At 69.0% G+C, this 22,842-nt stretch carries 23 protein-coding genes; 14 read left to right on the plus strand and 9 right to left on the minus strand.

Annotated features, from left to right (window positions below):
• Positions 1-106: 106 nt before the first annotated feature.
• Positions 107-934, minus strand: coding sequence for an SAM-dependent methyltransferase (locus tag ABZU25_RS22965; RefSeq protein WP_355031414.1), 828 nt, complete (start codon positions 932-934; stop codon positions 107-109).
• 164 nt (positions 935-1,098) lie between these two features.
• Here ABZU25_RS22965 and ABZU25_RS22970 point away from each other — a divergent pair, with 164 nt between their 5' ends.
• Positions 1,099-1,437, plus strand: a complete 339-nt coding sequence (locus ABZU25_RS22970) for a hypothetical protein (RefSeq protein WP_355031415.1) — start codon at positions 1,099-1,101, stop codon at positions 1,435-1,437.
• A gap of 132 nt (positions 1,438-1,569) precedes the next feature.
• Here the strand turns inward: ABZU25_RS22970 and ABZU25_RS22975 are convergent, their stop codons facing one another.
• A complete protein-coding gene (locus ABZU25_RS22975) occupies positions 1,570-1,956 on the minus strand; it encodes a hypothetical protein (protein ID WP_355031416.1) in 387 nt (128 codons plus the stop codon).
• Between the two features lie 151 nt (positions 1,957-2,107).
• Here ABZU25_RS22975 and ABZU25_RS22980 point away from each other — a divergent pair, with 151 nt between their 5' ends.
• The 4 genes from ABZU25_RS22980 (at position 2,108) to ABZU25_RS22995 (ending at position 6,457) form a co-directional block, all read left to right on the plus strand.
• A complete protein-coding gene (locus ABZU25_RS22980) occupies positions 2,108-3,295 on the plus strand; it encodes a cellulose binding domain-containing protein (protein WP_355031417.1) in 1,188 nt (395 codons plus the stop codon).
• 121 nt (positions 3,296-3,416) lie between these two features.
• Positions 3,417-4,556, plus strand: a complete 1,140-nt coding sequence (locus ABZU25_RS22985) for a glycosyl hydrolase 53 family protein (RefSeq protein WP_355031418.1) — start codon at positions 3,417-3,419, stop codon at positions 4,554-4,556.
• Positions 4,557-4,880: 324 nt separating this feature from the next.
• Positions 4,881-5,681, plus strand: coding sequence for an alpha/beta hydrolase (locus ABZU25_RS22990; RefSeq protein ID WP_355031419.1), 801 nt, complete (start codon positions 4,881-4,883; stop codon positions 5,679-5,681).
• Between the two features lie 236 nt (positions 5,682-5,917).
• A complete protein-coding gene (locus ABZU25_RS22995; protein ID WP_355031420.1) occupies positions 5,918-6,457 on the plus strand; it encodes an SUKH-4 family immunity protein in 540 nt (179 codons plus the stop codon).
• A 127-nt stretch (positions 6,458-6,584) separates the two neighbouring features.
• On the opposite strand, the gene ABZU25_RS23000 is transcribed toward ABZU25_RS22995, so the two are convergent.
• Positions 6,585-6,980 (minus strand): hypothetical protein, encoded by a 396-nt coding sequence (locus ABZU25_RS23000; RefSeq protein WP_355031421.1) that lies wholly within the window; start codon positions 6,978-6,980, stop codon positions 6,585-6,587.
• A 132-nt stretch (positions 6,981-7,112) separates the two neighbouring features.
• Between ABZU25_RS23000 and ABZU25_RS23005 the strand changes: the two genes are divergently transcribed.
• Both ABZU25_RS23005 and ABZU25_RS23010 read left to right on the plus strand, forming a co-directional pair.
• Entirely contained in the window at positions 7,113-8,144 is a 1,032-nt protein-coding gene (locus ABZU25_RS23005; protein ID WP_355031422.1) for a BTAD domain-containing putative transcriptional regulator, read from the plus strand.
• On the plus strand, positions 8,102-8,248 hold the full coding sequence (locus ABZU25_RS23010) for a hypothetical protein (protein ID WP_355031423.1): 147 nt from the start codon (positions 8,102-8,104) through the stop codon (positions 8,246-8,248). The genes ABZU25_RS23005 and ABZU25_RS23010 overlap by 43 nt, the downstream gene beginning before the upstream one ends.
• A gap of 265 nt (positions 8,249-8,513) precedes the next feature.
• Here the strand turns inward: ABZU25_RS23010 and ABZU25_RS23015 are convergent, their stop codons facing one another.
• Positions 8,514-8,966, minus strand: coding sequence for a pyridoxamine 5'-phosphate oxidase family protein (locus ABZU25_RS23015; RefSeq protein WP_355031424.1), 453 nt, complete (start codon positions 8,964-8,966; stop codon positions 8,514-8,516).
• 129 nt (positions 8,967-9,095) lie between these two features.
• Positions 9,096-11,579, minus strand: a complete 2,484-nt coding sequence (locus tag ABZU25_RS23020; RefSeq protein ID WP_355031425.1) for an NACHT domain-containing protein — start codon at positions 11,577-11,579, stop codon at positions 9,096-9,098.
• Between the two features lie 191 nt (positions 11,580-11,770).
• On the opposite strand from ABZU25_RS23020, the gene ABZU25_RS23025 reads away from it, so the two are divergent.
• Positions 11,771-13,006 (plus strand): MFS transporter, encoded by a 1,236-nt coding sequence (locus tag ABZU25_RS23025; protein ID WP_355031426.1) that lies wholly within the window; start codon positions 11,771-11,773, stop codon positions 13,004-13,006.
• Between the two features lie 20 nt (positions 13,007-13,026).
• On the opposite strand, the gene ABZU25_RS23030 is transcribed toward ABZU25_RS23025, so the two are convergent.
• Positions 13,027-13,884, minus strand: a complete 858-nt coding sequence (locus ABZU25_RS23030; RefSeq protein ID WP_355031427.1) for an EcsC family protein — start codon at positions 13,882-13,884, stop codon at positions 13,027-13,029.
• On the minus strand, positions 13,857-14,009 hold the full coding sequence (locus ABZU25_RS23035) for a hypothetical protein (protein ID WP_355031428.1): 153 nt from the start codon (positions 14,007-14,009) through the stop codon (positions 13,857-13,859). The genes ABZU25_RS23030 and ABZU25_RS23035 overlap by 28 nt, the downstream gene beginning before the upstream one ends.
• A gap of 647 nt (positions 14,010-14,656) precedes the next feature.
• On the opposite strand from ABZU25_RS23035, the gene ABZU25_RS23040 reads away from it, so the two are divergent.
• Entirely contained in the window at positions 14,657-16,666 is a 2,010-nt protein-coding gene (locus ABZU25_RS23040) for a toll/interleukin-1 receptor domain-containing protein (RefSeq protein WP_355031429.1), read from the plus strand.
• Between the two features lie 134 nt (positions 16,667-16,800).
• Here the strand turns inward: ABZU25_RS23040 and ABZU25_RS23045 are convergent, their stop codons facing one another.
• Positions 16,801-17,232, minus strand: coding sequence for a MerR family transcriptional regulator (locus ABZU25_RS23045; RefSeq protein WP_355031430.1), 432 nt, complete (start codon positions 17,230-17,232; stop codon positions 16,801-16,803).
• Positions 17,233-17,288: 56 nt separating this feature from the next.
• On the opposite strand from ABZU25_RS23045, the gene ABZU25_RS23050 reads away from it, so the two are divergent.
• From ABZU25_RS23050 to ABZU25_RS23065, 4 genes are all read left to right on the plus strand, one after another.
• Complete coding sequence (locus tag ABZU25_RS23050) at positions 17,289-18,212, plus strand: SDR family NAD(P)-dependent oxidoreductase (RefSeq protein ID WP_355031431.1); 924 nt, start codon at positions 17,289-17,291, stop codon at positions 18,210-18,212.
• A 200-nt stretch (positions 18,213-18,412) separates the two neighbouring features.
• Positions 18,413-18,670: a hypothetical protein gene (locus ABZU25_RS23055; protein WP_355031432.1), complete on the plus strand. Its 258-nt coding sequence runs from the start codon at positions 18,413-18,415 to the stop codon at positions 18,668-18,670.
• A gap of 227 nt (positions 18,671-18,897) precedes the next feature.
• Positions 18,898-19,518, plus strand: coding sequence for a helix-turn-helix domain-containing protein (locus ABZU25_RS23060; protein ID WP_355031433.1), 621 nt, complete (start codon positions 18,898-18,900; stop codon positions 19,516-19,518).
• Positions 19,519-19,637: 119 nt separating this feature from the next.
• Positions 19,638-21,137: an FAD-dependent monooxygenase gene (locus ABZU25_RS23065; RefSeq protein WP_355031434.1), complete on the plus strand. Its 1,500-nt coding sequence runs from the start codon at positions 19,638-19,640 to the stop codon at positions 21,135-21,137.
• A gap of 45 nt (positions 21,138-21,182) precedes the next feature.
• On the opposite strand, the gene ABZU25_RS23070 is transcribed toward ABZU25_RS23065, so the two are convergent.
• Entirely contained in the window at positions 21,183-21,707 is a 525-nt protein-coding gene (locus ABZU25_RS23070) for a hypothetical protein (RefSeq protein WP_355031435.1), read from the minus strand.
• An 81-nt stretch (positions 21,708-21,788) separates the two neighbouring features.
• On the opposite strand from ABZU25_RS23070, the gene ABZU25_RS23075 reads away from it, so the two are divergent.
• Positions 21,789-22,826 carry a serine hydrolase gene (locus ABZU25_RS23075; RefSeq protein ID WP_355031436.1) on the plus strand — a complete coding sequence of 346 codons (1,038 nt, stop codon included), beginning with the start codon at positions 21,789-21,791 and terminating at the stop codon, positions 22,824-22,826.
• Positions 22,827-22,842: the final 16 nt, after the last annotated feature.

Consider the following 22,842-nt stretch of genomic DNA (forward strand, 5'->3'; position numbering starts at 1 on the left):
TGGTCGGAGGCCTTTCGACGGGTCAGCCCCCGGTGGGGTGCCTTGCCGGCTCCGACGGCGAGCACGCCGGAGCGCGCTCCGGCGACGGACCTCAGCGGAACGGCGCCTACGGTTTGCGGGCGAGAAGCCCGACGAAGGTGTGATAGGTGTCCGTCTGCTGTGGACTCGGCGTACCCGGCTCCGGACGCCACTCGGCCAGCGGCACCAGCCCCGGTTCCAGCACCGTCAGTCCATCGGCGAACGAGAGGATCTCCTCATCGGTACGCCAGCGGCCCGTGCCCAGCGATTCGTTGAAGACCCGCTCGACCTCGCGGGCCTTGCGGGAGCCCTCGGGGTCTCGCTCGGCCGGGTCGCGGAAGTGCGAGATCGCCACGTAGCTGCCGGAGGGCAGCGCGTCGATCAGCGCCGCCGCCACCGCTCGCGGATCCTCGTCGTCGCCAAGGTGGTGCAGGATCGCGAAGAGCAACAACCCGATCGGCCGGTCGAAATCGAGGAACCGGCGTACCTCCGGGTGGTTGAGGATTTCCTCCGGTGCCCGAACGTCCGCCTGGATCACCGTCGCGGTGCCCTCCGCGGCGAGCAGGGCCCGTCCGTGTGTCAGGACGATCGGATCATTGTCCACATACACCACCTGAGCCTTCGGGTTCTGCTCGGTGGCGACCTCGTGCACGTTGCCCTGGGTGGGCAGCCCCGATCCGATGTCGAGGAACTGGTCGATGCCCGCCTCGGTGACCAGGAAGCGAATCACTCGACGCAGGAAGGCCCGGTTCGCCTGGCCGGCTGCCGGCCCGTCCGGCGTGATCCGCAGGGCGTGCTCGGCGACCTTTCGGTCGACCTCGAAGTTGTCCTTGCCACCCAGGAAGAAGTCGTAGACCCGGGCCACGCTGGGAATGCTGGGGTCGATGCCGGGGGGTGCCGCCTTGTCGCGGGTCACAGGCGTCTCCATTCGATGGGGATGGCGCAGGCTGGGGTCTGCGGGCGGTGCCGGGTTGCGGCGAGTGTAGCGATCGGGAGAGTTGAATTCCGCCCCGACTGGTATCGCTCCCAACGAACCGTCCCTCATGCCCGGATGTTGCGAGTGTCAGTGATGATCGGCAGGTGATCGACCGGGAGTTCAGCAGGCGCGGGGGCGTCGCCTACGTTGACTCTGGTGTGCGGTCGTGGGGGCGGGGTTATCGGAGCAACAAGCACGCCACGTGGCCATTCGCTCGGCTGAGCGTGGGAACGAGCCACCTCACCGTCTCGTCCCTGTTCGGAGATTTCCGTGTCACCCGCGCGAACCTGGTGTCGATCTCGCGATTCGGTAGTGTCCCCGTGCTGGCCGACGGCATCAGGTTCGCGCGAAACGGCCACGACGAAGCGGTCATCTTCTGGGCGCTTCGTGCTGGCAGGGTGGTCGACGAGCTGCAGTGCCGAGGCTGGCCGGTGGGGGACTGATGGTGAGCCAGAGCCACGTGCTGGGTGACCAATCGGGTGACGACGGACCACGCGAGCGCGGCCCCGCCGTCACCGTGGCTCGGTGCGAAGCCACGCCCGATGTCAGCCCCACGACCAGATGGCGGTGCGGGGTCAGCAGGTGCGCGGCTGCCAGCTCACCTTCGTCACGTACATGGGCACATACAGGTCCCCTCCGCCGGGGCGGGCACACAACGAGCCGGACAGCTTCGACCCGAGGTACGTGTAGGACCAGGTGATCTCGGCGTTCCGGGAAGTGTGGTTGTAGAAGTTGAAGGCCAGGACGTTGCCGGACCATTCGCCGCTGGTCACCAGGGACGGAGTCGCTGTGGGACCTTCCGCCGGGTGGTCCCAGTTGGGCCAGACGCAGAACGTGCCCTGCGGGCAGTTCCCGGGTAGCCATTGTTCGGCTGATGCTTGGGCGGATGCCGCCGAGGCGGCGGGGGCGGTGGCCAGCACGCCTGCGACGGACGCGGCGATGGCGATGGATTTCAGCGGCACAGAACACCCACTTCGATGAGCATCGATGAATGGGCCTCGAGGTTACCGCCTGGAAAGTTGCGCCGTCAATAACTTGGCGTTCGCCCCCCGGTCGCAGGCCGAGGCGTGAGACGCGTTGGCGATCATCGATGCATTGGCGCATCGTCGACCTATGACAGGCCTCTGTTCGTCCTCGCTGTTCCGCCGTCTGCGGCTGGGTCTGCTGGCCGTCGTCGTGCTGTCGACGGCGGTGCTCGGAACCGCTCTGAGCGCCGTACCGGTGGCCGACGCCGGCACCGCGGCGCCAGCGGCGTATCCGGGGGTCGGCCCGGCGGCGCCCGGTGGGGCCGCGGTGTCCGCCGCGGAGCCGACCGGAACCGTGCCGCCGACGACGGCGCCGAGCACGCCGAGCACCTCGCCCTTCCCGCCGAGTGCGCCCACGAACCTGACCGCCAGCGAGGTCCGGACCGGGTCGGTCACCCTCACCTGGACGGCCGCCACGCCGGGCTGTTGTGCCATCGCCGGCTACGACATCACGTACTACCAGGCGTTTGACGACGTGATCTACAGCGCCAGCGTCGGGGCCGTCATCACCACCACGATCACCGGTTACCTCCGGCCGGGCAGGCAGTACTCGTTCCGGGTGGCCGCCCGGGACAGCCTCGGACACCGCTCGAACTCGACGGACGCGCTGACCGTGGTCACCCCGGTGACGGACACCGGCCCGGACACCACCCCACCGAGCGCGCCGCAGAGCCTGACCCTGGGCGTGGTGACCGCGTCGACCGCCACGCTGTCCTGGTCGCCGTCGACGGACAACGTCGGAGTGCTCGGGTACAACGTCTACCGGTTCGATGGCTGGTTCACCTCGACACTGGTCGCCACCGTGCCGGGAACGACGTACACGACGTCGCTGCCCCCGTCGACGCCGCTGCGCAACCTGTACTACGTGCGGGCTCGGGACGCGGTGGGCAACGTGTCGATCGCGTCCAACACGATCACCGTGCCCACGACGTCCACCCCGCCGCCCCCGCCGCCCTCGACCTGCCGGGTGACCTACCGCAACCAGTCCGAGTGGCCGGGCGGTTTCGTGGCCACGGTGACGGTTCAGAACTCCGGGGCGGCACCGATCGACGGCTGGATCGTCACCTTCAGCTTCCCGGGAGACCAGCAGATCACTTCGGGATGGAACGCCACGGTCGGCCAGACCGGCGCCACCGTGACCGCCCGTAACCTCGACTGGAACCGCGTCCTCGCGCCAAACGGCTCCGCGACCTTCGGCCTCCAGGGGCGGTGGAGCGCCAGCGCCGCGCGGCCGACCGCCTTCTTGTTGAACGGCGCTGCCTGCACGGCGGGCTGATCGCGCTCCGACGGTCGCCAGCCGCGGCCCGACGCGGAACCTCACCGCGACCACCGCCGGCGGGCGGGATCAGCGAGGGAGTTGATCCGGCTCGACCCGTCCCCTTGTGAGAAGGAGTCTCGTGAACACGCATCCAGCCGCACCCCACCGCCGTCGCAGGGCTCTGCTCGGGGCTGTCACGGCCGGCATCCTCGCCGTGTGCGCCACGCTCGGCGGCACGCCCGCGCCCGCCTCCGCCGCGAACACGCTCACCATGCGGGGCGCCGACGTCTCCTCGTTGCAGCGCAGCCTGGATCTGGGCGCCAGGTACTACGACGCCGCCGGCGTCGCCCGCGACCCCCTGGACATCCTGAAGTCCGTCGGCGTCAACTACGTCCGACTGCGGGTCTGGAACAACCCGATCAGCGGGTACAACAACAAGAGCAGGGTGTTGGCCCAGGCGAGAACGGCCAGGGCGAAGGGCCTCAAGGTCCTCATTGACTTCCACTACTCCGACACCTGGGCCGACCCCGGTAAGCAGTACAAGCCGGCCGCCTGGGCCGGCCACAGCCTGAGCCAACTGCGTACCGACGTGTACACCTTCACCTACGACGTCTGCTCCAGCCTCAGCCAGCAGGGCACCCCGCCGGACAGCGTGCAGATCGGCAACGAGATCAACGTCGGGATGCTGTGGAACGAGGGCAAGGTCGTCAACAACGACTTCGCCCCGCTGGCCGGCCTGCTGAAGCAGGGCTACAACGCGACAAAGGCGTGCGGCGGCGGCATCCCGGTGATGATCCACACCGCAAACGCCGACAGCAACGCCAATGCCCGATGGTTCTACGACGGCATCCGCGCCCAGGGTGTGCAGTGGGACATCACTGCCCAGTCGTACTACTGCATGTGGCACGGCACCCTGTCGAACCTCTACAACAACATCGTCGACCTGCGCGGCCGCTACGGAAAGCCGGTGGTGATCGCGGAGACCGCGTACCCCTTCACCCGCAACAACGCCGACAGCGAGCCGAACGCCATCGGCAACGCGACCTGTGACGGCATCAGCGCGACCTGGTCCGGGCAGGCCCAGGAGTTCGACTGGGTCCAGAACACGGCCCGCAACGCGGGGGCCATCGGTGTCTTCTACTGGGAACCAACCTGGTACGCCGTCAACGGCAACGGCTGGGACCCGGCCAACATCAACGGCACCGGAAACCAGTGGGACAACATGGCCGTCTTCGACTGGTCCGGACGGGTGAACCCGGGCGTGCGCTGGACGCCCTGACCCGTCGCCGGACGCGCGCCGACGCGGCTGCTGGCCCGGCCGGTTGCCATCGCCGCCATGAACCTGCGGCCGCATCCGCATCCGCCGCGAACCGGGGGCTACGCACCGAGCGCCGCGTTGAGCAGCCCGGAATCACTGTTGAGAAGCCACGACCAGGTCGAGGCCGAGACGATCTGCGGGATGTGCTCCCTCGACCGAGGGATCACATCCCGCCACGCCGGTTCGTAAGGTAGCCCCGGAGCACCCGTGATCGGCGCCGTGCCATCGCTTTTTGGCGGTTGAGTGCCGCGGCTTCTGGTGCGGATGCCCTCGGGAGGGGAAGAGATGGCAGCGACCGGCACGCCGGTGATGTTCGTCCATGGCATGTTCCTGCATGCCGCGTCCTGGGCAAGCTGGGTCGAGCTGTTTCGGACAGCGGGATATGACCCGGTAAACCCAGGCTGGCCGGGTGAGCCGAGCACCGTCGCGGCAGCGCGGCAAGAGCCCGACCGGGTCGCCGGCATCGGCATCGACGACATCGTCGCGCACCACGCGCAGATCATCGGCGCGCTCGGCGAACGGCCGGTCGTCATCGGCCACTCGACCGGCGCCCTGGTGGCGCAGCGCCTCCTCGATCAGGGCCTCGCGGCGGCGGCGGTGGCGCTGCAACCTCCACCGATCAGAGGTGTGGCCAACCGTGCGCCTTCGAGCATTCCGGTGGGCTGGCCGCTGCTGCGCAACCCGGCCAACCGGCGGCGCGCGTTGTCGCTGACCGCACGGCAGTTCCGCTACAGCCACGGCAATGCGCTGACCACGCTCGAATCCGACCGGTTGTACCGGCAGTGGGCCATCCCGTCACCAGGCAGGCCGGTCTTCGAGCTGGTGTTCGCAAACCTCACCCGACGCTCACCGGCCACGATCGACGCTGCCAATTCGGCCCGGGGACCACTGCTTCTGGTCGCCGGCGGAAAGGACCACAGTGCGCATCGGGCCGTCGTCCGGGCCACTGTCGAGCGATACCGCGCCTCGTCGGCAATCACTGACTACCAGGAGTTTTCCGACCGCGGGCACTCGATGCCGATCGACAGCGGCTGGCGCGAGATCGCCGAGGCCACACTCGCCTGGATGCGACGCCGCCTCCGGTAACCGCCAGGTCCGACACGGCAATTCCGACGGCGATGAAGGGCCTCGGTCATTCCGTTGCCCGTGGTGCCTGCTCCGCAAGCAGCAGTCCGACCAGGTGTGGGAGGCGCGACGCGGCGGCACCGACGTCAGTAATCTGAAGCTCCTGCGCGATAACTCGAACTGGGGTGTCGGCGGGCAGATCTGGTAAAGAGCGAGAACCTGCCCGGTGGAATACCGTTCCGAATAGAGGTAGTGGCGTGAATCCCGATTTGCGGGAGCTCATCGCGGAGCTGCGTACCGACCTGGAGGCTGACCAGCCCGCGACGCTGTACTGGGCTCAGATCCACGAGGGCGCTCCGGCCGACACGATTCCGGCCGAGCTGCCCCAGTCGGTCCGGGAGCTGCTGGAGACCGCCGACGGCATCCGGGCCGGCGCGTTCGATCTGGCCGGAGCCGCGAATATCTACGCCGATCAGCACTACCTCGAGCACATGCCCGAGTTCACCGGCGTCGCTGACGAACCCCACGAGTGGCTGGTCTTCGGCCGGCTGCACGAAGAGCCGCTGCTGATCCGACGCGACACCGGCGCGGTTTGGTACTTCCCCGCGGAGACCACTGACGAGTGGTTCGCCCGCGAGTTCTTCCTCGAGGTCGCGCCGGACCTCGACTCGTTCCTCGCCTACTACGTTTTCGGCGCCGGCTACGGCGAGATCGGCTACGACCACGACGGCTGGTGGGGCTTCCTCGGCGAGCAGGGTCTGACCGTGCCCGGCGACGATGAGGAGTCGGACGGTTGACCGGTTGTCCGCGGGCCGACGAGGGGCTCTGACGCACCAGGGTGTGCCCAGCCGGCCTGGATGGCAGCACGGCCATCGCACGACAACGGGTGGTTGTCGTGCGATGGCCGCGGGGGCGGGTGTTGGATCAGGCCGGGAGGGTTTGCAGTTCGGCCAGCCCTCCACAGGTGGTCCCGCCGAGGTTCTTGAACGAGATGGTGATCTGGCGCTCGGATGATCCGTTGCTGTTGATGCGTTGGAGGTAAGTCATGCGCGTGACCTCGAACTGGCAGGTGATGGGGTAACTGCCCTGGGGTGACGCGCCGACCAGGTAGACCGAGGTGACCGGGTTCGCGTTGGCCCAGGTCGTGGACCAGGTGGCGCCGGAGGCCATCGATGCGATGTCGCCCGACGCCACTGCGGCGGCCCGTGCGTCACGCATTGACGGCTGCGACGGCGGGCCGGCCTGTGCGCTGCCGACTGACGCGATGACCAGGCCGAGCACCGTCGCGGCGACGACGGCAGCGCGGATTCTTCCTTTCATTGAAGCTCCTTTACAGATTGATCCGGGTCACCCGCCCGGTCTCCCATGAGGCTGCTCGGGCCCCCTTGCCATCGGCTAGCCGTCCGATAGCCGGGCAGGCGCAGACGAATACAATGTGATCGATATATTGAGGTGGGGGTCGTTGGCGCGTCCGCCGCGTTCGTGTCGGGGACCGCAGCCAGCCTGCACGACAAGCGGCTGGCCGCGTCCGAAGACCTGTTCGACGCCGAGTTCGCGCTCGGCCGGCACGCCGCCGCGGTGGCGCCGTTGCGCAGGCTGGTGGCCGGAAACCCCTGGCACGAGGGCCTCGTCGTGCGGTTGATGACGGCGCTGGCCGAGTCCGGGCATCAGGCCGAGGCGCTGCGGGTGTTCGAGCGGATCCGTCACCGACTCGCCGACGAGTTGGGCGTCGAGCCGGGAGCGCGGCTCGCGGAGACCCACCTACGGGTGTTGCGGCAGCAATTTCCGCCGCGCCGGCCCGCGCCGGACACCGGGGACGCCGGAGCGGGCCTGCGCCCGGCTCAACTGCCCGCCAGCCTGTCGACCTTCACCGGTCGCGACGACGCGCTTGCCGAGATGGACGCCATGCTGAGTCGGGCTCGGCAAAGCGGTGCCCTGGCGGTCGTCGCGATCGTCGGTACGGCCGGGGTCGGCAAGACGGCGCTGGCGATCCGGTGGGCGCACCGGGTGCGGCCGCTGTTCGATGGTGGGCAGCTCTTTCTGGACCTGGGCGGCTACTCGCCCGGTGCACTGCTCGCGCCGCTGGACGCCTTGTCACGCTGCCTTCGCGCGCTCGGTGTGCCACCCGCACAGGTACCAGACGACGTCGATGAGGCGGCGAGTCTCTACCGGAGCGTGGTCGCGGACAGGCAGCTGCTGTTCCTGCTCGACAACGCCAGAGACACCGCGCATCCAGCCGTTGTTGCCTGGCGGCGCCGGCTCTCTGGTGATCGTGACCAGTCGGGGCCGCCTCGGTGGGCTGGCCGCCCGGCACGACGCGCAGCGGCTGTCGTTGGACGTGCTCGCGCCACCAGCAGGTGCGGGGCACCGGTGTGCGGTCCGCCTTACTGTCGGGCTGCGGATAGAGTTAGCGGCCATCAATCCCCAGACGAGGAGAACACATGTCGGTCCAGGCATTTCTCTACATCATCGCCGTCATCCTGATCGTGCTCGCCGCCCTGCCGCTGCGCACCCGGGGCGTCTCACTCGCGCTCCTCGGGGCGGCCTGCGCCCTGCTCGCCTATGCCTGGCCGGTGATCACCGATTGACCTGTCGACGCTGGGTTGTCGCTGACCGGCTCCGGGAGGCAGCGCGCTGGGGGATCGCGAGGTACGAGCCCTGGCGACCTCCCGGCTCCCAACTCGTTCCGATTGAGCGGGCTGTCGCGCTGGCAAGGCCGGGGGACCTCGGTCATCGGCGCCGCACCCGAGGTGACGGTTCGCGACCGCACCAGCTTCGGGTGAGCGCGTGGGCGCGCGCGTCACCCGAAAGTAGACATCTCCCCGCGGAGGACGTGCCGCAGAGGACGACCCGTCAGACGAGCCAGTGACCGGCACGCATCAGGTCACGATCGGCGATCTCGTTCTCCTCCCGCCACGCCTGTATCCGGCGAGGTGTCACTCGAAAGTACGCGTAGCGGGTTGTGCCGACCCGCGCGTCCCAGAGTTTCGCGGCGAATGCGTCGGCCAGGTCGACCGGTACGGTCTCGCGCGAGAACGTCTCGACGCTGCCTTCGATGAGTACCACGTCGCGAGTCGTACCGACCGACATCCGTACTCGTCCAGAGGCACGCAGATTGCGCGCGGTCGGGCTGGACTCGGCTGTGGCCAAGGTGAAGGCCACGCTGTCCCAGAGGAAGGACAGCGGCACCAGGTAGGCGTTGCCGTCCCGGTCCGCTGAGGCGACCCACGCGTCCAGGTCGCGGTCGAGGCGGGCGAGCGTGTCCTGCTTGCGTTGCTGGGGAGTGCGCGGTGGTTCGGCTGCCATGCCTGAATTCTCCTCCAAGCGGATGGGGTTCTCGCGGTTGTCCCGCTCTCGGAGGCCCGACCAAGGACGGGTGTGGCGCGCTTCGATGCGACCGGTGAACCGTAGCGGCGGGGTCTTCGGCGATGTGCGTCAGCCCCACGGACCAGAGCCAGGGATGACGCCCCGGTACAGCCCACCCGGGCGGTCCCAGTGCAGAACCGCCGTACATGGTTCGGTATCGGTGCGGCGCACGGACACCGCGACGGTTCTCGTCTGGTGCGGAGGCGCGTGCGCAGGGTCGAGTCGACTCCCGGTGGCGCGGACCCCTCCCGATCGCAACAGCCGCCCCTCAGTGGTCAGCTGCCACTCGAAGACGGCGTTGGCGCAGCCGTTCGACGGAGGGAGTTTGAACTCGCCGGCCACGCCGCGGAACTGGATCACCCGCTGCCTACTCGGGAAGGCGAAGGTGGTGCTGACCTGGCCGCCAGGGCCGACCTGCCACTGGTAGCCGGCAATGTACTCGTAGCAGCCCGCGCTGCCACCGGAGGCACTGCAGCCCACGTCCTTGACGGTTTCGGGCCGGTCTCCGGACCGATAGGTGGGCGCCCACTGTGCGGTGGAGAGCAGGAACATCATCAGGAAGACCAGACCTACCGCCGCCACGCAGAGGCGGATCCGCTGCTGGTGCAGCGTTGGTCGGTGCCCGTCGGCCTCCTGCGACGTTGTCGCCGCGGGAGGCGCGGCGGACAGCGGACTTACCCCACCGGCCAGATGCTCCTGCAGGATCAGGTGCCGAAACTGATGGCGTGCACCCGACTGGCGGAGCACTCCCCGGCGGTGGGCGTCGTCGAGGAATCGGGCCAGCCGGAACGGCAACCGGCCAGTGACGCCCAACCAGAGTCGGGCCACGAAGAACGAGCCCCACGGGTGGTCGAGCATGGTGGCCAGGGCGTACGCCGAGCCGAACACCACGACAAAGAGTCCGGCGTACCCGATTCTCAGGCCCAGCAGATTCGCCAGCAGCAGGCCGATCGCGACACCGATGAGCGCGCCACCCCGTAAGCCTCGGGATATCGCACGTGCTCGTTCCCTGGACAGGGCCGACCGGGGGGTTGCCTCCTCCGCATGGATGCTCTGCGGTGGCCCGCCCGTACCGCGCGCGACCGCGACAGTGCCGAGACCCGCCACGGCGGCTACGACCAGCCCGAAGGCGGGACCGAAGACGGGTACGAACAGCAGCGCCGTCAGTAGGGCGACCAGGCCGCCGGAGATGGCGACGAAGCCGGTACGGATGAGCGGGTTCAGCTCCCACCAACCCACGTCCTGCACGCCATGCTCGCTCATGTGCCGGGCCAGGAACATCAACCAGCGTTGTGCCTGCTCCGGGTGGTAGGTGACGTCGACGGCCGGCGACTGGTCAGACGTGCCGCGGCGGGGCCGTGGCAGGTAGACCGCAGGGACGAAAGCCGCCACCAGCCGAGCCTCCACCGAGCGCTGCCCGGCGGCGGTCTCCGCCGCCTCAAGCAGGTCCACCGGATCCGCCGTGGGCACAGCCTGGTAGGTGCTGCGGGCAAGGGCCACCATCAGCGGGGTGGAGAACGCCTCCGCCAGCGGCCCATCCCTGTGCGTCCTCAGGTGGGCGAAGACCGGCTCCCAGCGCGGATCCGGCACCGGCTCGGACAGGTAGGTGATGGCATCCTCGACTTCCACCGACGCCAACTCGACCACCGCAGCACGGGACAGCACGCGGCTGCGCGCCACGGCCTGCTCGTACTCGTCGCTGCGGCAGGTCACGACCAGCGGTCGCCCCGCCGCGGCGAACAGGTCGAGCCGGTCCATCGCCTGAGCGATGCCATCAGCGGGCAGCTCGTCGAGGCCGTCGAGGATCGGCAGGACCCGCTGCTTTTCCACCAGACGCCGCGCGAAGGCCAGCGGGTCGCCGTGGTCGGCCAGCACGTCACCGTAGTCCTCGGCCAGCCGGCGGGCCACGAAGTCATCCAACCGCTCGGCGGTGTCCCAAGCGTGGATGGAGAGGAGTACCGGCAACGGCTCGCCGGCGGCAGGACGGCGGATCAGGCCGAGGGTCAGCAACATCGCGAACACGGTCTTGCCCGCACCAGGGTCACCGAGAACCATCAACTGTCGGTGCGGCAGGCTGCGGAACGCCTCCACGATGTCGTTGTTCGACTCATCAGTCTTACCGCGCAGCGGTAACTGCTGCCATTCACCCCCGAGTCGATCGTCGATGACAAATCGCCGGGCCGCGGCGGGCCGGCCCGTCGACGACCAGTGCACCAGCACCGGCGCCGGCCGGGTGACCTCCCGCCGTACCGCCTCCTCCGCCCAGTCCGCCCGGATCCGGCTTGCGAGATCGGCAAGCGCCCGCCCGATCCGGTCCTCGTCGACCACCGGCGGATCCGCGCGCCGAGCGCGCTTCTCCCAGACCAGGATGACGGTGGCGACGGTGCCGGACAGCGCCGCGATGATGTCTGCCCAGGTCCCCCACCGTTGAAGCTCCTCCGGACCGTCGGCGTCGAGGGCTTTCACCACGATCGACATGATCGCCGCAAGCAGTCCGACACAGAACAGGATGTGTCCGGCCCGCCGTACCGTGTCCCGTCGTCGTCCCCTCACAACATGCATCATCGGCCACTGCGGCCATACCGTCACGCAGCAGATAGTCATTCACGAACGTGGCGGCTCCCGGCGGGCAATCCTGCCCCCGAAGGTCAGGCACCTGCGCTGGTAGTCTGCGCGCAGAATCGGGATCTGCACGCGTCCGGTGGCTGGGTAGGCGCGTCTCTTCGTTATGCGAGGAGAACGCCTTGTCGTACCGAAACCTTGCCCGCGCGACCCGTTTCGCCGTCTTTCCCATCGGGTTTTTCGCGCGGCTGCCGTACGCGATGACGCCCCTGGGCACGCTGCTGCTGCTACAGCACACCACGGGCAGCTACGCCTTTGCCGGTGCGACCGCCGCGGCGCAGAGCCTCGCCATCGGCGCGGGAGGCATCGTCGTGGGACGGCTCGCGGATCGCACCGGCATCCGTCAGCTTGGCTTGTTCATGTCCGTCGCGAACGTCATCGCCCTGACCGGTCTCCTTGCCGCCACCGTCGCTGGCCGTCCAGCGCTTTGTGCTGCGGCTGTCCTCGTCGGCGCGACTCAACCACAGGTAGGTCCCCTGATCCGCGTGCACTGGTCCTATCTGGCGCAGTCGCGGCCGGAAGAACCGGGTCTGGTCACCACCGCGCTGTCGTACGAGGCGGCTGCGGACGAAGCGAGTTTCATCGCCGGGCCTGCCGTCGTCGGGATTCTCGCTGTGGCCTGGGCGCCGGTCCCAGCCGGTGCGCCACTGACGGCCTGCATCGTGCTCCTCCTCGGCGCGGCGGTTCCCATGGCGCTGCTGTACGAGACCGCGCCCGAACCGACGCCGTCGCAGACATCGACATCGCCGCTGCCCAGGACAGGGTTGGCAGCGATGTGTGCGGCCATGGCGATCATGGGCGCTATCTTCGGCACCATCCAGGTAGGAGTGACGGCGCACGCCACCGCAGCAGACAACCCCGCTGCGGGCGGGATGCTGTACGCCGCGCTCGGCGCCGGCAGTGCACTGGCCGGCATCGCCTACGCCTGGCTCCCACCTCGGGTGCCCCTGCGGACCCGCTATCGTCTCTCCGCTCTCGGGCTGCTCATCGCCATGATCCTGCTGCCCGCCGGGGGAGTGCGGCTGCCACTCGTGGCGGTCGTCCTGGTGGCGGGGATCGCTGTCGCGCCATACCTGATCACCATTTACGCCATCACCGAGCGACTGGCGCCCACCCGAGTCGCGACCACCATGACCATCGTCTGCGGCGCCGGGCCCGTCGGCACAGCCGCAGGCCAGTCACTCGCCGGCGTACTCGTGGAGCAATTCGGACACCGCGCCCCGTTCCTGCTGCCACCCGTACTCGCGGCGACCGCCCTCGCCTTGACGCGAACGAACCCGATCACCTCAGCCGACCAGAGCTCGTCCCCCAACGCCACAGTCGAGCCAGGGACCGAACACGCCACGAGCAAAGGTTGATGCTCAAGCGCGCCCGAGGCTCAGTCGCGGTCGGCCTGGTGTCGGAGGTTCTCGGGGACGGGCAGTCCGTACTTCTCGGCCAGGTGAAGGGTCTGGGCGTAGCGGCGAGCCTGACGCACGACGTCGCCGAGGACATATGCGTTGGTGCCAGCTCCGGCGATGACGGCAATCACCGGCATTGCTTTCGCAACTTTGTCGACCGGGACCGTGCGCCCGTTCGCGAACTGCTTCATGAGCTTCTCGACCGCCGCCATCAGTCGGTGGTCGTCCCGCAATTTCTGGCTCCATCGCACCCGGTCCTTGGCGACGTTGAATGCCGCGCCGGCCCTTCGAGTGGTGTCGACCTTCGACGCCTGGTTGCGATAGGCGCGCACCACCATCCGGTCGACCAGGTGGCTCATCTCACTGTCATTCACGTCGAACCCGTAGGCGTAACAGACCCGCGTCGCGACGGCGGTACTGAGCACGTGCATCACGACCATGTCCAAGGTGATGGCGGCGAGGCCGCCCGCAAACGGAACCATGGCGAGCACACCCATTGCCCCACCTTGGAGCGCCCCGCTGGTCCGCCACCTCAGGGCCATCGTTCGGGAGAAGTCGTCGAGATGTTCGAGGTCCAGATCCTTGAGATCCGCCAGTCTCGCGACGTCGCGTCCCGCTGCTCGGTGATGCTCCAAGACCTTCTCGGGGTCCGAAAGCTCGGTCGTCCAGTCGGTCACGAGTTCGAGAAGGTGTACTGCCTGCCTGGCGACCGGGACCAGTGCGGCATCGGCCATCATCTCAAGGCCCTCCTTGACCACCGGGGGCGTCACGTTCGAGACGGCCTTGCCCGCCTTGCGGGCGGCATCCTTTACCTGTCCGCCTGCCTCGCCGAGCACAGCCCTGCCTTCGGCGGGAGCAGTTGGCGGCGCTCGGCCTTCTTCGCCCAGTGCCGCTGCAACTCCGACCAGCGTCGCTCCTCATAGGGCGACATGGTGGGCATCCGCTCGGGACCTGCACTCATATCCGCAGAGGCTAGGCGATCTCGGCGGCCCTGCCCGCTGGCCGCACGGCCACACTTCAGCGGCCTTGTCGACGCCGGGTCCGGCCCCTTGTCGAGCCAAGGAGGGCGACGCTCCCAGGTAGGGCAACCTCCCTCGCACTTCCTGCGGGAAAGCGCATCAAGGTGTCACCATATTGACAGTGTTCTAACGACTACTCTTTGTGGTCAGTATTCTAACGTCAGCTCATGGCAACAGCACCCACTCCGCTGGTGGAATTGATCCATCCTGCCGGCGAAAGCAAATATCTCCTGTAGTGACGATCCGCTCGGGAGCGGTTTCGATACCGACTCGACCGAAGTTCTGGTAGGAGCGGTCGCATATGTGTGCACCGCCGTGGTGGAGGGCGTGCTGTCGGGTCCGACCGATCAGGTGAGGAAGTATTCCGCCAACGTGGCGACCACGGCGTTCCGCAGACTGCGGCGGCAGGGCGCGACTTCCATAAGCGATCGAGAGTGGACTCCCGACGAGTTGGCGGCCATCGAAGGGATCGTCCTCGCCTCGTCCTCGTCGGAACACCCTTGGCGGCGACCGCCGCCCTTCTGCTTCCTCAGCCACTCGGGCTTTCCTGAAGACCCAACACCCCAACGGTACGGAGTGAGCCATCGAAGTGACCACGAAGACCCGAGTGCTGATCCTGGTGCCGCCCTACGTCGTCGGAGTGTGGCTGCTTTTCTTCGAGGGGATGAACGGCAGCGACAGCATGGGCATGCTGGCTGCGGTGCTCATCGGGGCGGGCCTGTCCGTCGTGGTGCAGATAACCTGGTTGCGGGGCCGGTTGAGGCCCGGCGGCGCACTGGCCTGGAACATGCTGAGCCTGACGGGGCTCGGCCTGTTGTTCGGGCTTGTTGGCAGAGGTGAGGGGACGGCTGGTGCCGCCCTGGGCGTCGGCGCCGGTCTCCTCGCGAACGCCGCTTCGATGTGGCTCGGTGACCTGACCCAGTTTCGGCAGCGCCCGCGGGTGTTCCTGAGCTACCGGCGCAGTGACTCCGGACGGGTGACGCGGGCGGTCTACGACGCGCTCGTCGCGCGATACGGCCCGCATCAGGTCTTCCTGGACGCGCACTCACTCGTACCCGGCCGCGACTACCGGACCGAATTGCCCCGCGTCGTGCGGCGCTGCAACGTGGTCCTCGTCATGATCGGGCCGTCCTGGCTGGAGGCTCGCGACAACGCCGGTCGGCGGCGGTTGGACCAGCCAAATGATTACGTCCGTCTGGAGATCGAGACGGCGCTGGAGCTTCAGCGCACCGTCGTACCGGTGCTCGTCGACGGCGCGGACCGACCCCGGCCGGAGGATCTGCCGGAGAGCCTGGCCGCCCTGCCCTACCGGCAGGGCGCACGATTGCGGCCGGACGCCGACCTGCCGGATGACGTCGCGATCCTGATCGACCAGTTCGAGACAGAACTCAGACATCATCCGCGAGACTCGCTGGCACTGCTGCCCCCCGCACGGCGGTGGCAGCGGCGGTTGGTGATTGGCACCGTCCTCGTGCTGCTGCTGGCTCCGCTCGGCTGGAGCCTGACCGATGGCCTCACCCGCTGGTCACGAATGGTCAATGCCGCTGCGATGTCCCCGGACGGCACGCGGCTGGTGACGACTCACGGTCAGGGCTCGAATGTGACGAGCAGCGTGCGGCTGTGGGACATCACCACCGGCCGGCTCATCGGGGCACGTGACTTCCCCGCCGGCCGCGACGCCCCGGTCTGGACCGTCGTGTGGTCTCCGGACGGACAGCGGCTCGCGACCGGTCACAGCAGTGGCGAACTGCGGATCTGGGATGCGGATCGCCTGGAGCCTGGCCCGCCGATCCCCGGCCACCAGGGCACTCTCGACGAAATCTCCTGGTCGGCCGACAGCGATCTGGTCGCCACGGGCGACGGCGTCGGGACGGTCCGGGTGTGGCAGGCGGACACCGGCGCCCTGCTCCACCAGGTGCTCCGAGTGCTTGGCGACTCTCGCATCAGGACCGTTACCTGGTCACCGCGAGGTCTCCGCTTGGCCGTGGCCGGCGGACCCACTCTGTTGGTCTTTGACCTCGACGGTTCGCGGTTGCACGAGTCCTATCGATACCGGCACACCAAGGACTTCTTCGGACTGGGATGGAACGCCGCCGGGACCCGGCTGGTGACCGCGACCTACCACTTGGTCGACGCTGACAAGTCGCCCAACCTTCAGGTCCACGAGCTCGGCGACCGCACCATGACGGAGGTATCCGACACCTCCGGTGAGGTACGCGATCCACAGTGGGCACCCAACGGTGACAGCCTCGCCTGGTATGCGATGACCGACTCCACGGTACGGATCTGGAACGCGGACACCCGACAGCTTGAGCAGGTCCTCGGCGCGTCGTACACGTACGACGCGAATCTGCGGTGGGCGCCGGACGGTACGGCGCTGGCCTCAGCACACAAGTCCCATGTGCTGGTATGGGCGAAGAGCGGACGGAGGCGAGCCGACCTCACCGACCACGTCGAAGACGCGGAGGTGGTGGGTTGGACGCGCGACGGACATGTGGTGACAGTCCGACAGACCGAAGTGCGGGTGTGGGACGTCGATCATGGGCGCACCGACGCCGTCTGTGAGATGTCCCTGTGGGAGGGCCTGCGACACTACTGATTGCGGACCGGCAACGGCTCCCGGCGCCGGCCATCGGGCGTACGGGGGTCGTCGCGTCCGGCGTCACGAGCCGGTCGAGCTTCGCGTTCCGCCCGCGACCGCGGGGGGTTGCCGTCAGACGGGTACGTGGTTCCTCACCGTTTCGCCTGCACTGCGGGCCGGGCTTGTTGTTGCCAGGGATCTCCGGTCGCGCCGGCGGCGAGGTGTTCTTCGTAGCTTGCCACTTTGACGTTGACCAGGTCGAGGCAGTCGCTCAGCTGCGCGAGCTGCTCGGTGATGTGGCGCCGGTGTTCGCGGAGCAGTTCGAGCCGTTCGGCCTCGTTGCCGCTGCCCTCGCGGACGAGCTGAGCCAGGCGGCTGATCGTCGTGAGTGGCATCCCGGAGGCGCGGAACTTCACGCAGTTCGCCAACCACTCCACGTCCCAGGCGCTGTAGACACGCCTGCCGGATCCGTCCCGCCGTACCTCGCTGGCCAACAGGCCCTTACGCTCGTAGAGCCGTAGGGTGTGCACGCTCAACCCGGTGCGCTGCGCCACCTGTCCGATGCTCAGGTCTCGGTCCGACACAGTGCCGACCGTAGCTTGTTGACCTAGACCGCGGTCTAGCACCTAGCGTCGGCGGCATGACCAGCGACACGGCCCACACCATGTTCGGCGCCCACAGCACGACCGGAGACGTCCTCGCCGGAGTCGACCTCACCGGCAGGACCGCCGTCGTCACGGGTGGCTACTCCGGCCTCGGTCTTGCCACCACCCGCGCGCTAGCCCAGGCCGGGGCTCGGGTCGTCGTCCCCGCTCGGCGGCCGGACGCAGCGCAGCAGGCGCTCGCCGGCGCAGCCGGGGTCGAGGTCGATCAGGTCGACCTCGCTGACCTCACCTCCGTCCGCGCGTTCGCCGAACGGTTCCTTCGCGGTCATCCCACCCTCGACATCCTGGTCGCGGGAGCCGGGGTCATGGCGTGCCCGGAGACCCGGGTAGGTCCCGGCTGGGAAGCGCAGTTCGCGATCAACCACCTCGGTCACTACGCGCTGGCGAACCTGCTGTGGCCGGCGCTCACCGCCTCCGGCAGTGCTCGTGTCGTCTCGGTCGCCTCCGGGCGCGACCCCTCGTGGCGGATCCGGTGGGACGACGTGCAGTTCGAGCGCGGCTACGACAAATGGGAGGCCTACACCCAGTCCAAGCTCGCGAATATTCTGTTCGCCCGACACCTCGGCCTGCTCGGCAGAGCGCACCGGGTCCGCGCCTTCTCCGTCAACCCCGGCTATGTCCAGACTCCGCTGCAACGACACCTCGTAGTCGAGGAGATGGTCGCCGCTGGCTGGATCCACGCGGACGGGACTCCTGCGCCGGGCCTGTTCAAGACCGTCGAGCAAGGGGCGGCGACCCAGGTCTGGGCCGCCACGTCACCCCACCTCGACGCGTACGGCGGCGACTACTGCGTGGACTGCCAGGTCACCGACGGCAGTCTCAGCGACAGCAGTTCGGCGGCCCGGCTCTGGGCGCTCTCGGCCGACCTGACCGGCCTTGATCTCATCGACCGAGCCTGACCGCGAGTTGACCCCGCGTGGTCAGGGCGGATGCCCGTTCGACGGAGACCACGCTGGCGGATCATCGCGGTAGCGTCGCCCGTTGTCGGGAATCGATTCGCGTACGTCCATGCAAGCCTTACGTTCACGAACTTCGATGTCCCGGTCCTGGCTCGATGGGGAGCGTTGGTGCGCCGCGGACTGTTGTGGGAGGAGACTTCATGCGCGGACGCAGATGGGCGACCCTGGTGGCGGCGGTGACACTCGCACTGGGTGGGCTGGTCGGGATCGGCGCCACTCCGGCTGTGGCGGACCCGCAGGGCGGCACGCTGCGTAATGTCTACTCCGACGGCCAGTTCTGCAACAGTTACGGCAGCGAGGGCGCCCGAGCCGGAATGTGGAGCTGGTACTACTGCGAGTATCGCGTGTTCACCCCCAACGCTCCCGGCTTCTACTTCCTCTGGACCTTCACCTACTGACCCCGGGTCCTGGGGTCCCGCGTCGGGGCGGCGCCCACCAACACCACATGTTCCGATGCGTTGGTGAGTGGAGAGTTGGTCGCGAACGATTGCGCGGCGAGTAGAGCCGGGATCGACGCCCTGTGGACGAGGCTGATCGACACCACGCGTACCCGGCGGACCGGCTTGGCGACTATTTGCGTGGCACGCATATATGCGTGCCACGCAAATAGTGCTACCGTCGTGGCATGACGGGGCTGCGGGAGCGCAAGAAGGCCGAGACGCGGGCGGCGCTCGGCTGGGCCGCGATCCACCTCACCGCGGAGCGCGGCTACGACAACGTCCGCGTGGAGGACATTGCCGCGGCGGCCGGGGTGTCCCCGCGCACCTTCAACAACTACTTCTCCAGCAAGGCCGAGGCGATCGCCTCCCGCCATCTCGACCGCAGTCTGCGCACCGCCGCCGCGCTGCGCGAACGCCCCGCCGACGAGCCGCTCTGGGCGGCGCTCACCCAGGCCGCGCTGGAGCAGTTCACCCGCGGCCCCGAGGTCGAGGCGATGCCATCCCCCGCACACGCCCAGTGGGTGGCCGGCGTCCGCACCATGCTCGCCGAGCCCGCGCTACAGGGCGAGCGGCTGCGCGCAGTAGCGGTCGCCGAGGCCGAGTTGGCCGCCGCGGTCGCCGAGCGCACCGGCACCGACCTCGCCACCACCATGTATCCGCGGCTCGTCGCGGCCGCCGCCAGCGCCGCCGTCGCCGTCGCGATGCAGCACTATCTCGACAGCGCTGACCCGCCCACCCCGATCGAGCGCCTCATCACCGACGCCTTCACCCAGCTCGCCGCCGGCCTCCCGGCGCCGCCCCGCTGAGGCCCGACCTCCGCTCAAGCACCGCCTCACCCACGTCCTCAGCCGCTCACCCCCGCGGCGGGCCGGCCGCGTGCCGCGCCTGCCGTGGCGATGACGCACGCCCCGAAAGGATCACGACAGTGATCGATGTCCTCATCGTCGGAGCCGGTCCCAACGGCCTCATGCTCGCCTGCGAACTGGCCCTCGCCGGCGTCCACCCCGTCGTCCTCGAACGCCACGCCACGCCCACCGGCGAGCCCCGCGCCAACGGCCTCGTCGGCCAGGTCGTCCGCCTGCTCGACCGGCGCGGACTCTACGCGCGGCTCAGCGGCGAGAGCACCCCGCCGAGCCCTCAACCAGCCTTCACCTTCGGCGCGTTCCCGCTGGACCTCACGATGCTCGCGGAAAACCCGCACTACGTGCTCGGCGTGCCGCAAGCCCAGCTTGAGGCCGCCCTCGCCGTCCGAGCCGTCGAGCTCGGCGTCGACCTGCGCCGCGGCCACGAGGTCGTCGACCTCCGCCAACGCCCCGACGCGGTCGAGGTCGGCCTTGCCGACGGTACGCAGCTCACCTCCCGCTTCCTCGTCGGTGCCGACGGCGGTCGCAGCGCGGTGCGCCGCCTCGCCGGCATCGACTTCCCCGGCGTCACAAACGACCGGTCGATCTCCCGCACCGCCACCGTGACCGTCCCCGCGTCATCCCTCGATCCCGAGACCGGCGGCCTGTGCGTCCCCGGCTACGGCGTCGTTCCGCCGTTCCAGCACACCCGCACCGCGCGCGGTCTGATCGCCTGGGCTCCGTTCCCCGGTCGTCCGGCGATCCTGAGCACGACGGAGTGGCCCGACACGCCGCCGAGCGACGAGACCCCGATGAACCTGGCGGAGCTACGCGCCAGCGTCGCCCGGGTGCTCGGCGCCGACATCGCTGTCGGCGCGCCGGACGGCCCCGGCCTGCTGCGGCGGCTGACCGGTCGCAACACCCGCATCGCCGCCCGCTACCGCGCCGGCCGGGTGCTGCTGGTCGGCGACGCCGCGCACGTGCACCCCGCGATCGGCGGCCCCGGCCTCAACCTGGGCCTGCAGGACGCCGTCAACCTGGGTTGGAAGCTCGCCGCCACGGTCCGCGGCTGGGCACCGCAGGGCCTGCTCGACACGTACGAGAGTGAGCGCCGCCCGGTCGCCGAACGGGTCGTCATGTCCAGCCAGGCACAGTCGGCGCTCATCGGCCCCGGCGACGAGATCACCGGCCTGCGGGAACTCTTCGCCGAGCTGCTGCGCAAGCCGGAGGTGACCGGGCACATCGCGGCGCTGATGTCCGGCGCGGACATCCGCTACCCCGCCGACCCCGCGGACCCGCTGGCCGGTCGCTGCGCACCCGACGTGGTCGTGCACGGTGACCACGGCCCGGTATGCCTCGCCGAGCTGACCCGCGCCGCCCGGCCGCTGCTGCTGGACTCCACGGGTGCCTACGCCGGGGTCGCCGCGCCGTGGCGAGACCGGGTCGACGTGATCACCGGCCCTTTGGAGGGCACGACCGCGACCGCGTTGCTCGTGCGCCCCGACTGCTTCGTCGCCTGGTCCGCCGGGGACGCCGGTACGCTGCGCGCCTCGCTCACCCACCACTTCGGCCTGCCCGGATGAGCGGCCATCCACAGTGGCGTCCCACTCAACATCGACGGACGCGGATCAGGGTTTGCGACGTAGTTCGCGCAACAAGCCGTGCCGGCGCGCGGCCCACACGAGCCGCCGGACGCTCGGATGCCGCACGAACAGCACAGCCACCTGGCGGACCAGGCCGAACCGGTTGTCGCTCACCTGGTTGTCGATCGCCTGCCAGATCAGCTCGCGCACCTTGGCGCTGTCCAGCACCGCTCGTAGCTCACGCCGCACCGCAGGATCCTCGGCCGCCGAAGCGATGGCGGCAGCCTGGCCCGGCCGGTCCGCAAGCGGCTCCACCACCGCCGCGACAACCGGCCGGCGCACCTCGTCCTGCTCCAGCAACAGCAACACGGCTTCCCGAATCTCGGTCGTGTCCAGGGCGGACCGCAGCAGGCTCAACAGGCCGCGCTCAACCTCCTGGTCATGATCCGCGACGGACAGCGTGGCCAGCAGCACCGCCACCTCGTCGAGGTCGATGAGGTGGCGTAACCCGCTGCGGAACTCCGGCAGCCCCCAGGCAACCTGGAGAGCCTTGACGAGGTTGCGGTTCATGAACCATCCGCTACCCGAAAGCGACAGCCGGCGAAACCCCGCGAGCTGCCCGGTGACGGCGCGTGTTGGACACTTCTGGGCATGAGTCGTCCGTCGGTGGACCAGCAGAGGCTGCGGCAGGTCGTCCGGGAATTCGGTGCCCGCTGGACGAGTGACGCCGCCGACATCGAGACCTACCTGGCGGCACAGGTCTCCGACACGAGTCACCGAGAGGTCGTCGGCCCACTGCTCGCTGCCAGCGGCGCCAGCGGTGTGGTCCGGGTCGGGGATCGGGAGGTCGCGGCCTGGGGCGACCCGGACGTCCCGGAGATGGCGTTCAGCGTCACCAAGTCGGTCGTGTCGGTCGTGGCTGGCCTGGCCTTCGACGACGGACTGTTGGTGCCGAACCAACCGGTGCGCCAGGTCGTCGACGTTCCTGAGTTCCACGGGCCGCACAACGAGCGGATCACCTGGCGTCATCTGCTCCAGCAGTCGAGCCAGTGGGAGGGCGAGCTGTGGGGCAAGCCGACGAGCGTTGACGCGCAGAGCTTCCGCGAGGGGACCGAGTCGCACGGCACGCCGCCGGGGGAGGGTTGGGCATACAACGACGTGCGGATGAACCTGCTCGCGTACGCACTGACGCTGCTGTTTCGCAGACCGCTGCCGGACGTGCTGCGAGAGCGGGTGATGGACCCGATGGGTGCCTCTGACCGGTGGTCGTGGCACGGGTATCGAACGAGCGCCGTCGACGTCGACGGCCAACCGGTCGAGGTGGTCTCCGGCGGCGCGCACTGGGGCGGGGGCCTGTTCGTCCCCGCCCGCGACCTGGCCCTGATCGGGCAGCTCTTCCTCAGCCAGGGGACCTGTGCCGGGACGCGGCTGCTGAGCGCGGAATGGGTTGCTCAGTCGTGGACCCCGTGCCCGGTCAAACCGGAATACGGCTACCTGTGGTGGCTCAACGATGAGCAGGTGCCGTGGCCCGGTGCGCCGACGACCGGCCGTAGCGCACGCGGCAACGGCGGACGACACCTGCTGTGGGTCGATCCGGCCCGTGAACTCGTCCTCGCCTCCCACTGGACCGAGGAACCGCTCGATTTGATCCGCGAGGTTTCTCGCACCGTCACGGGCCGCACCGACTGAGCGTCAGTGTCCCGGG

The organism is Micromonospora sp. NPDC005215 (assembly GCF_040607915.1).
GTDB lineage: Bacteria > Actinomycetota > Actinomycetes > Mycobacteriales > Micromonosporaceae > Micromonospora.

What these genes read in the sequence shown, in the direction of transcription:
- ABZU25_RS22980 (WP_355031417.1), top strand. Translation starts at nt 2,108, where the DNA reads ATGACAGGCCTCTGTTCGTCCTCGCTGTTCCGCCGTCTGCGGCTGGGT.
- ABZU25_RS22990 (WP_355031419.1), top strand. Translation starts at nt 4,881, where the DNA reads ATGGCAGCGACCGGCACGCCGGTGATGTTCGTCCATGGCATGTTCCTG.
- ABZU25_RS23000 (WP_355031421.1), bottom strand. Translation starts at nt 6,980, where the DNA reads ATGAAAGGAAGAATCCGCGCTGCCGTCGTCGCCGCGACGGTGCTCGGC.
- ABZU25_RS23010 (WP_355031423.1), top strand. Translation starts at nt 8,102, where the DNA reads ATGTCGGTCCAGGCATTTCTCTACATCATCGCCGTCATCCTGATCGTG.
- ABZU25_RS23015 (WP_355031424.1), bottom strand. Translation starts at nt 8,966, where the DNA reads ATGGCAGCCGAACCACCGCGCACTCCCCAGCAACGCAAGCAGGACACG.
- ABZU25_RS23035 (WP_355031428.1), bottom strand. Translation starts at nt 14,009, where the DNA reads ATGAGTGCAGGTCCCGAGCGGATGCCCACCATGTCGCCCTATGAGGAG.
- ABZU25_RS23050 (WP_355031431.1), top strand. Translation starts at nt 17,289, where the DNA reads ATGACCAGCGACACGGCCCACACCATGTTCGGCGCCCACAGCACGACC.
- ABZU25_RS23055 (WP_355031432.1), top strand. Translation starts at nt 18,413, where the DNA reads ATGCGCGGACGCAGATGGGCGACCCTGGTGGCGGCGGTGACACTCGCA.
- ABZU25_RS23060 (WP_355031433.1), top strand. Translation starts at nt 18,898, where the DNA reads ATGACGGGGCTGCGGGAGCGCAAGAAGGCCGAGACGCGGGCGGCGCTC.
- ABZU25_RS23070 (WP_355031435.1), bottom strand. Translation starts at nt 21,707, where the DNA reads ATGAACCGCAACCTCGTCAAGGCTCTCCAGGTTGCCTGGGGGCTGCCG.
- ABZU25_RS23075 (WP_355031436.1), top strand. Translation starts at nt 21,789, where the DNA reads ATGAGTCGTCCGTCGGTGGACCAGCAGAGGCTGCGGCAGGTCGTCCGG.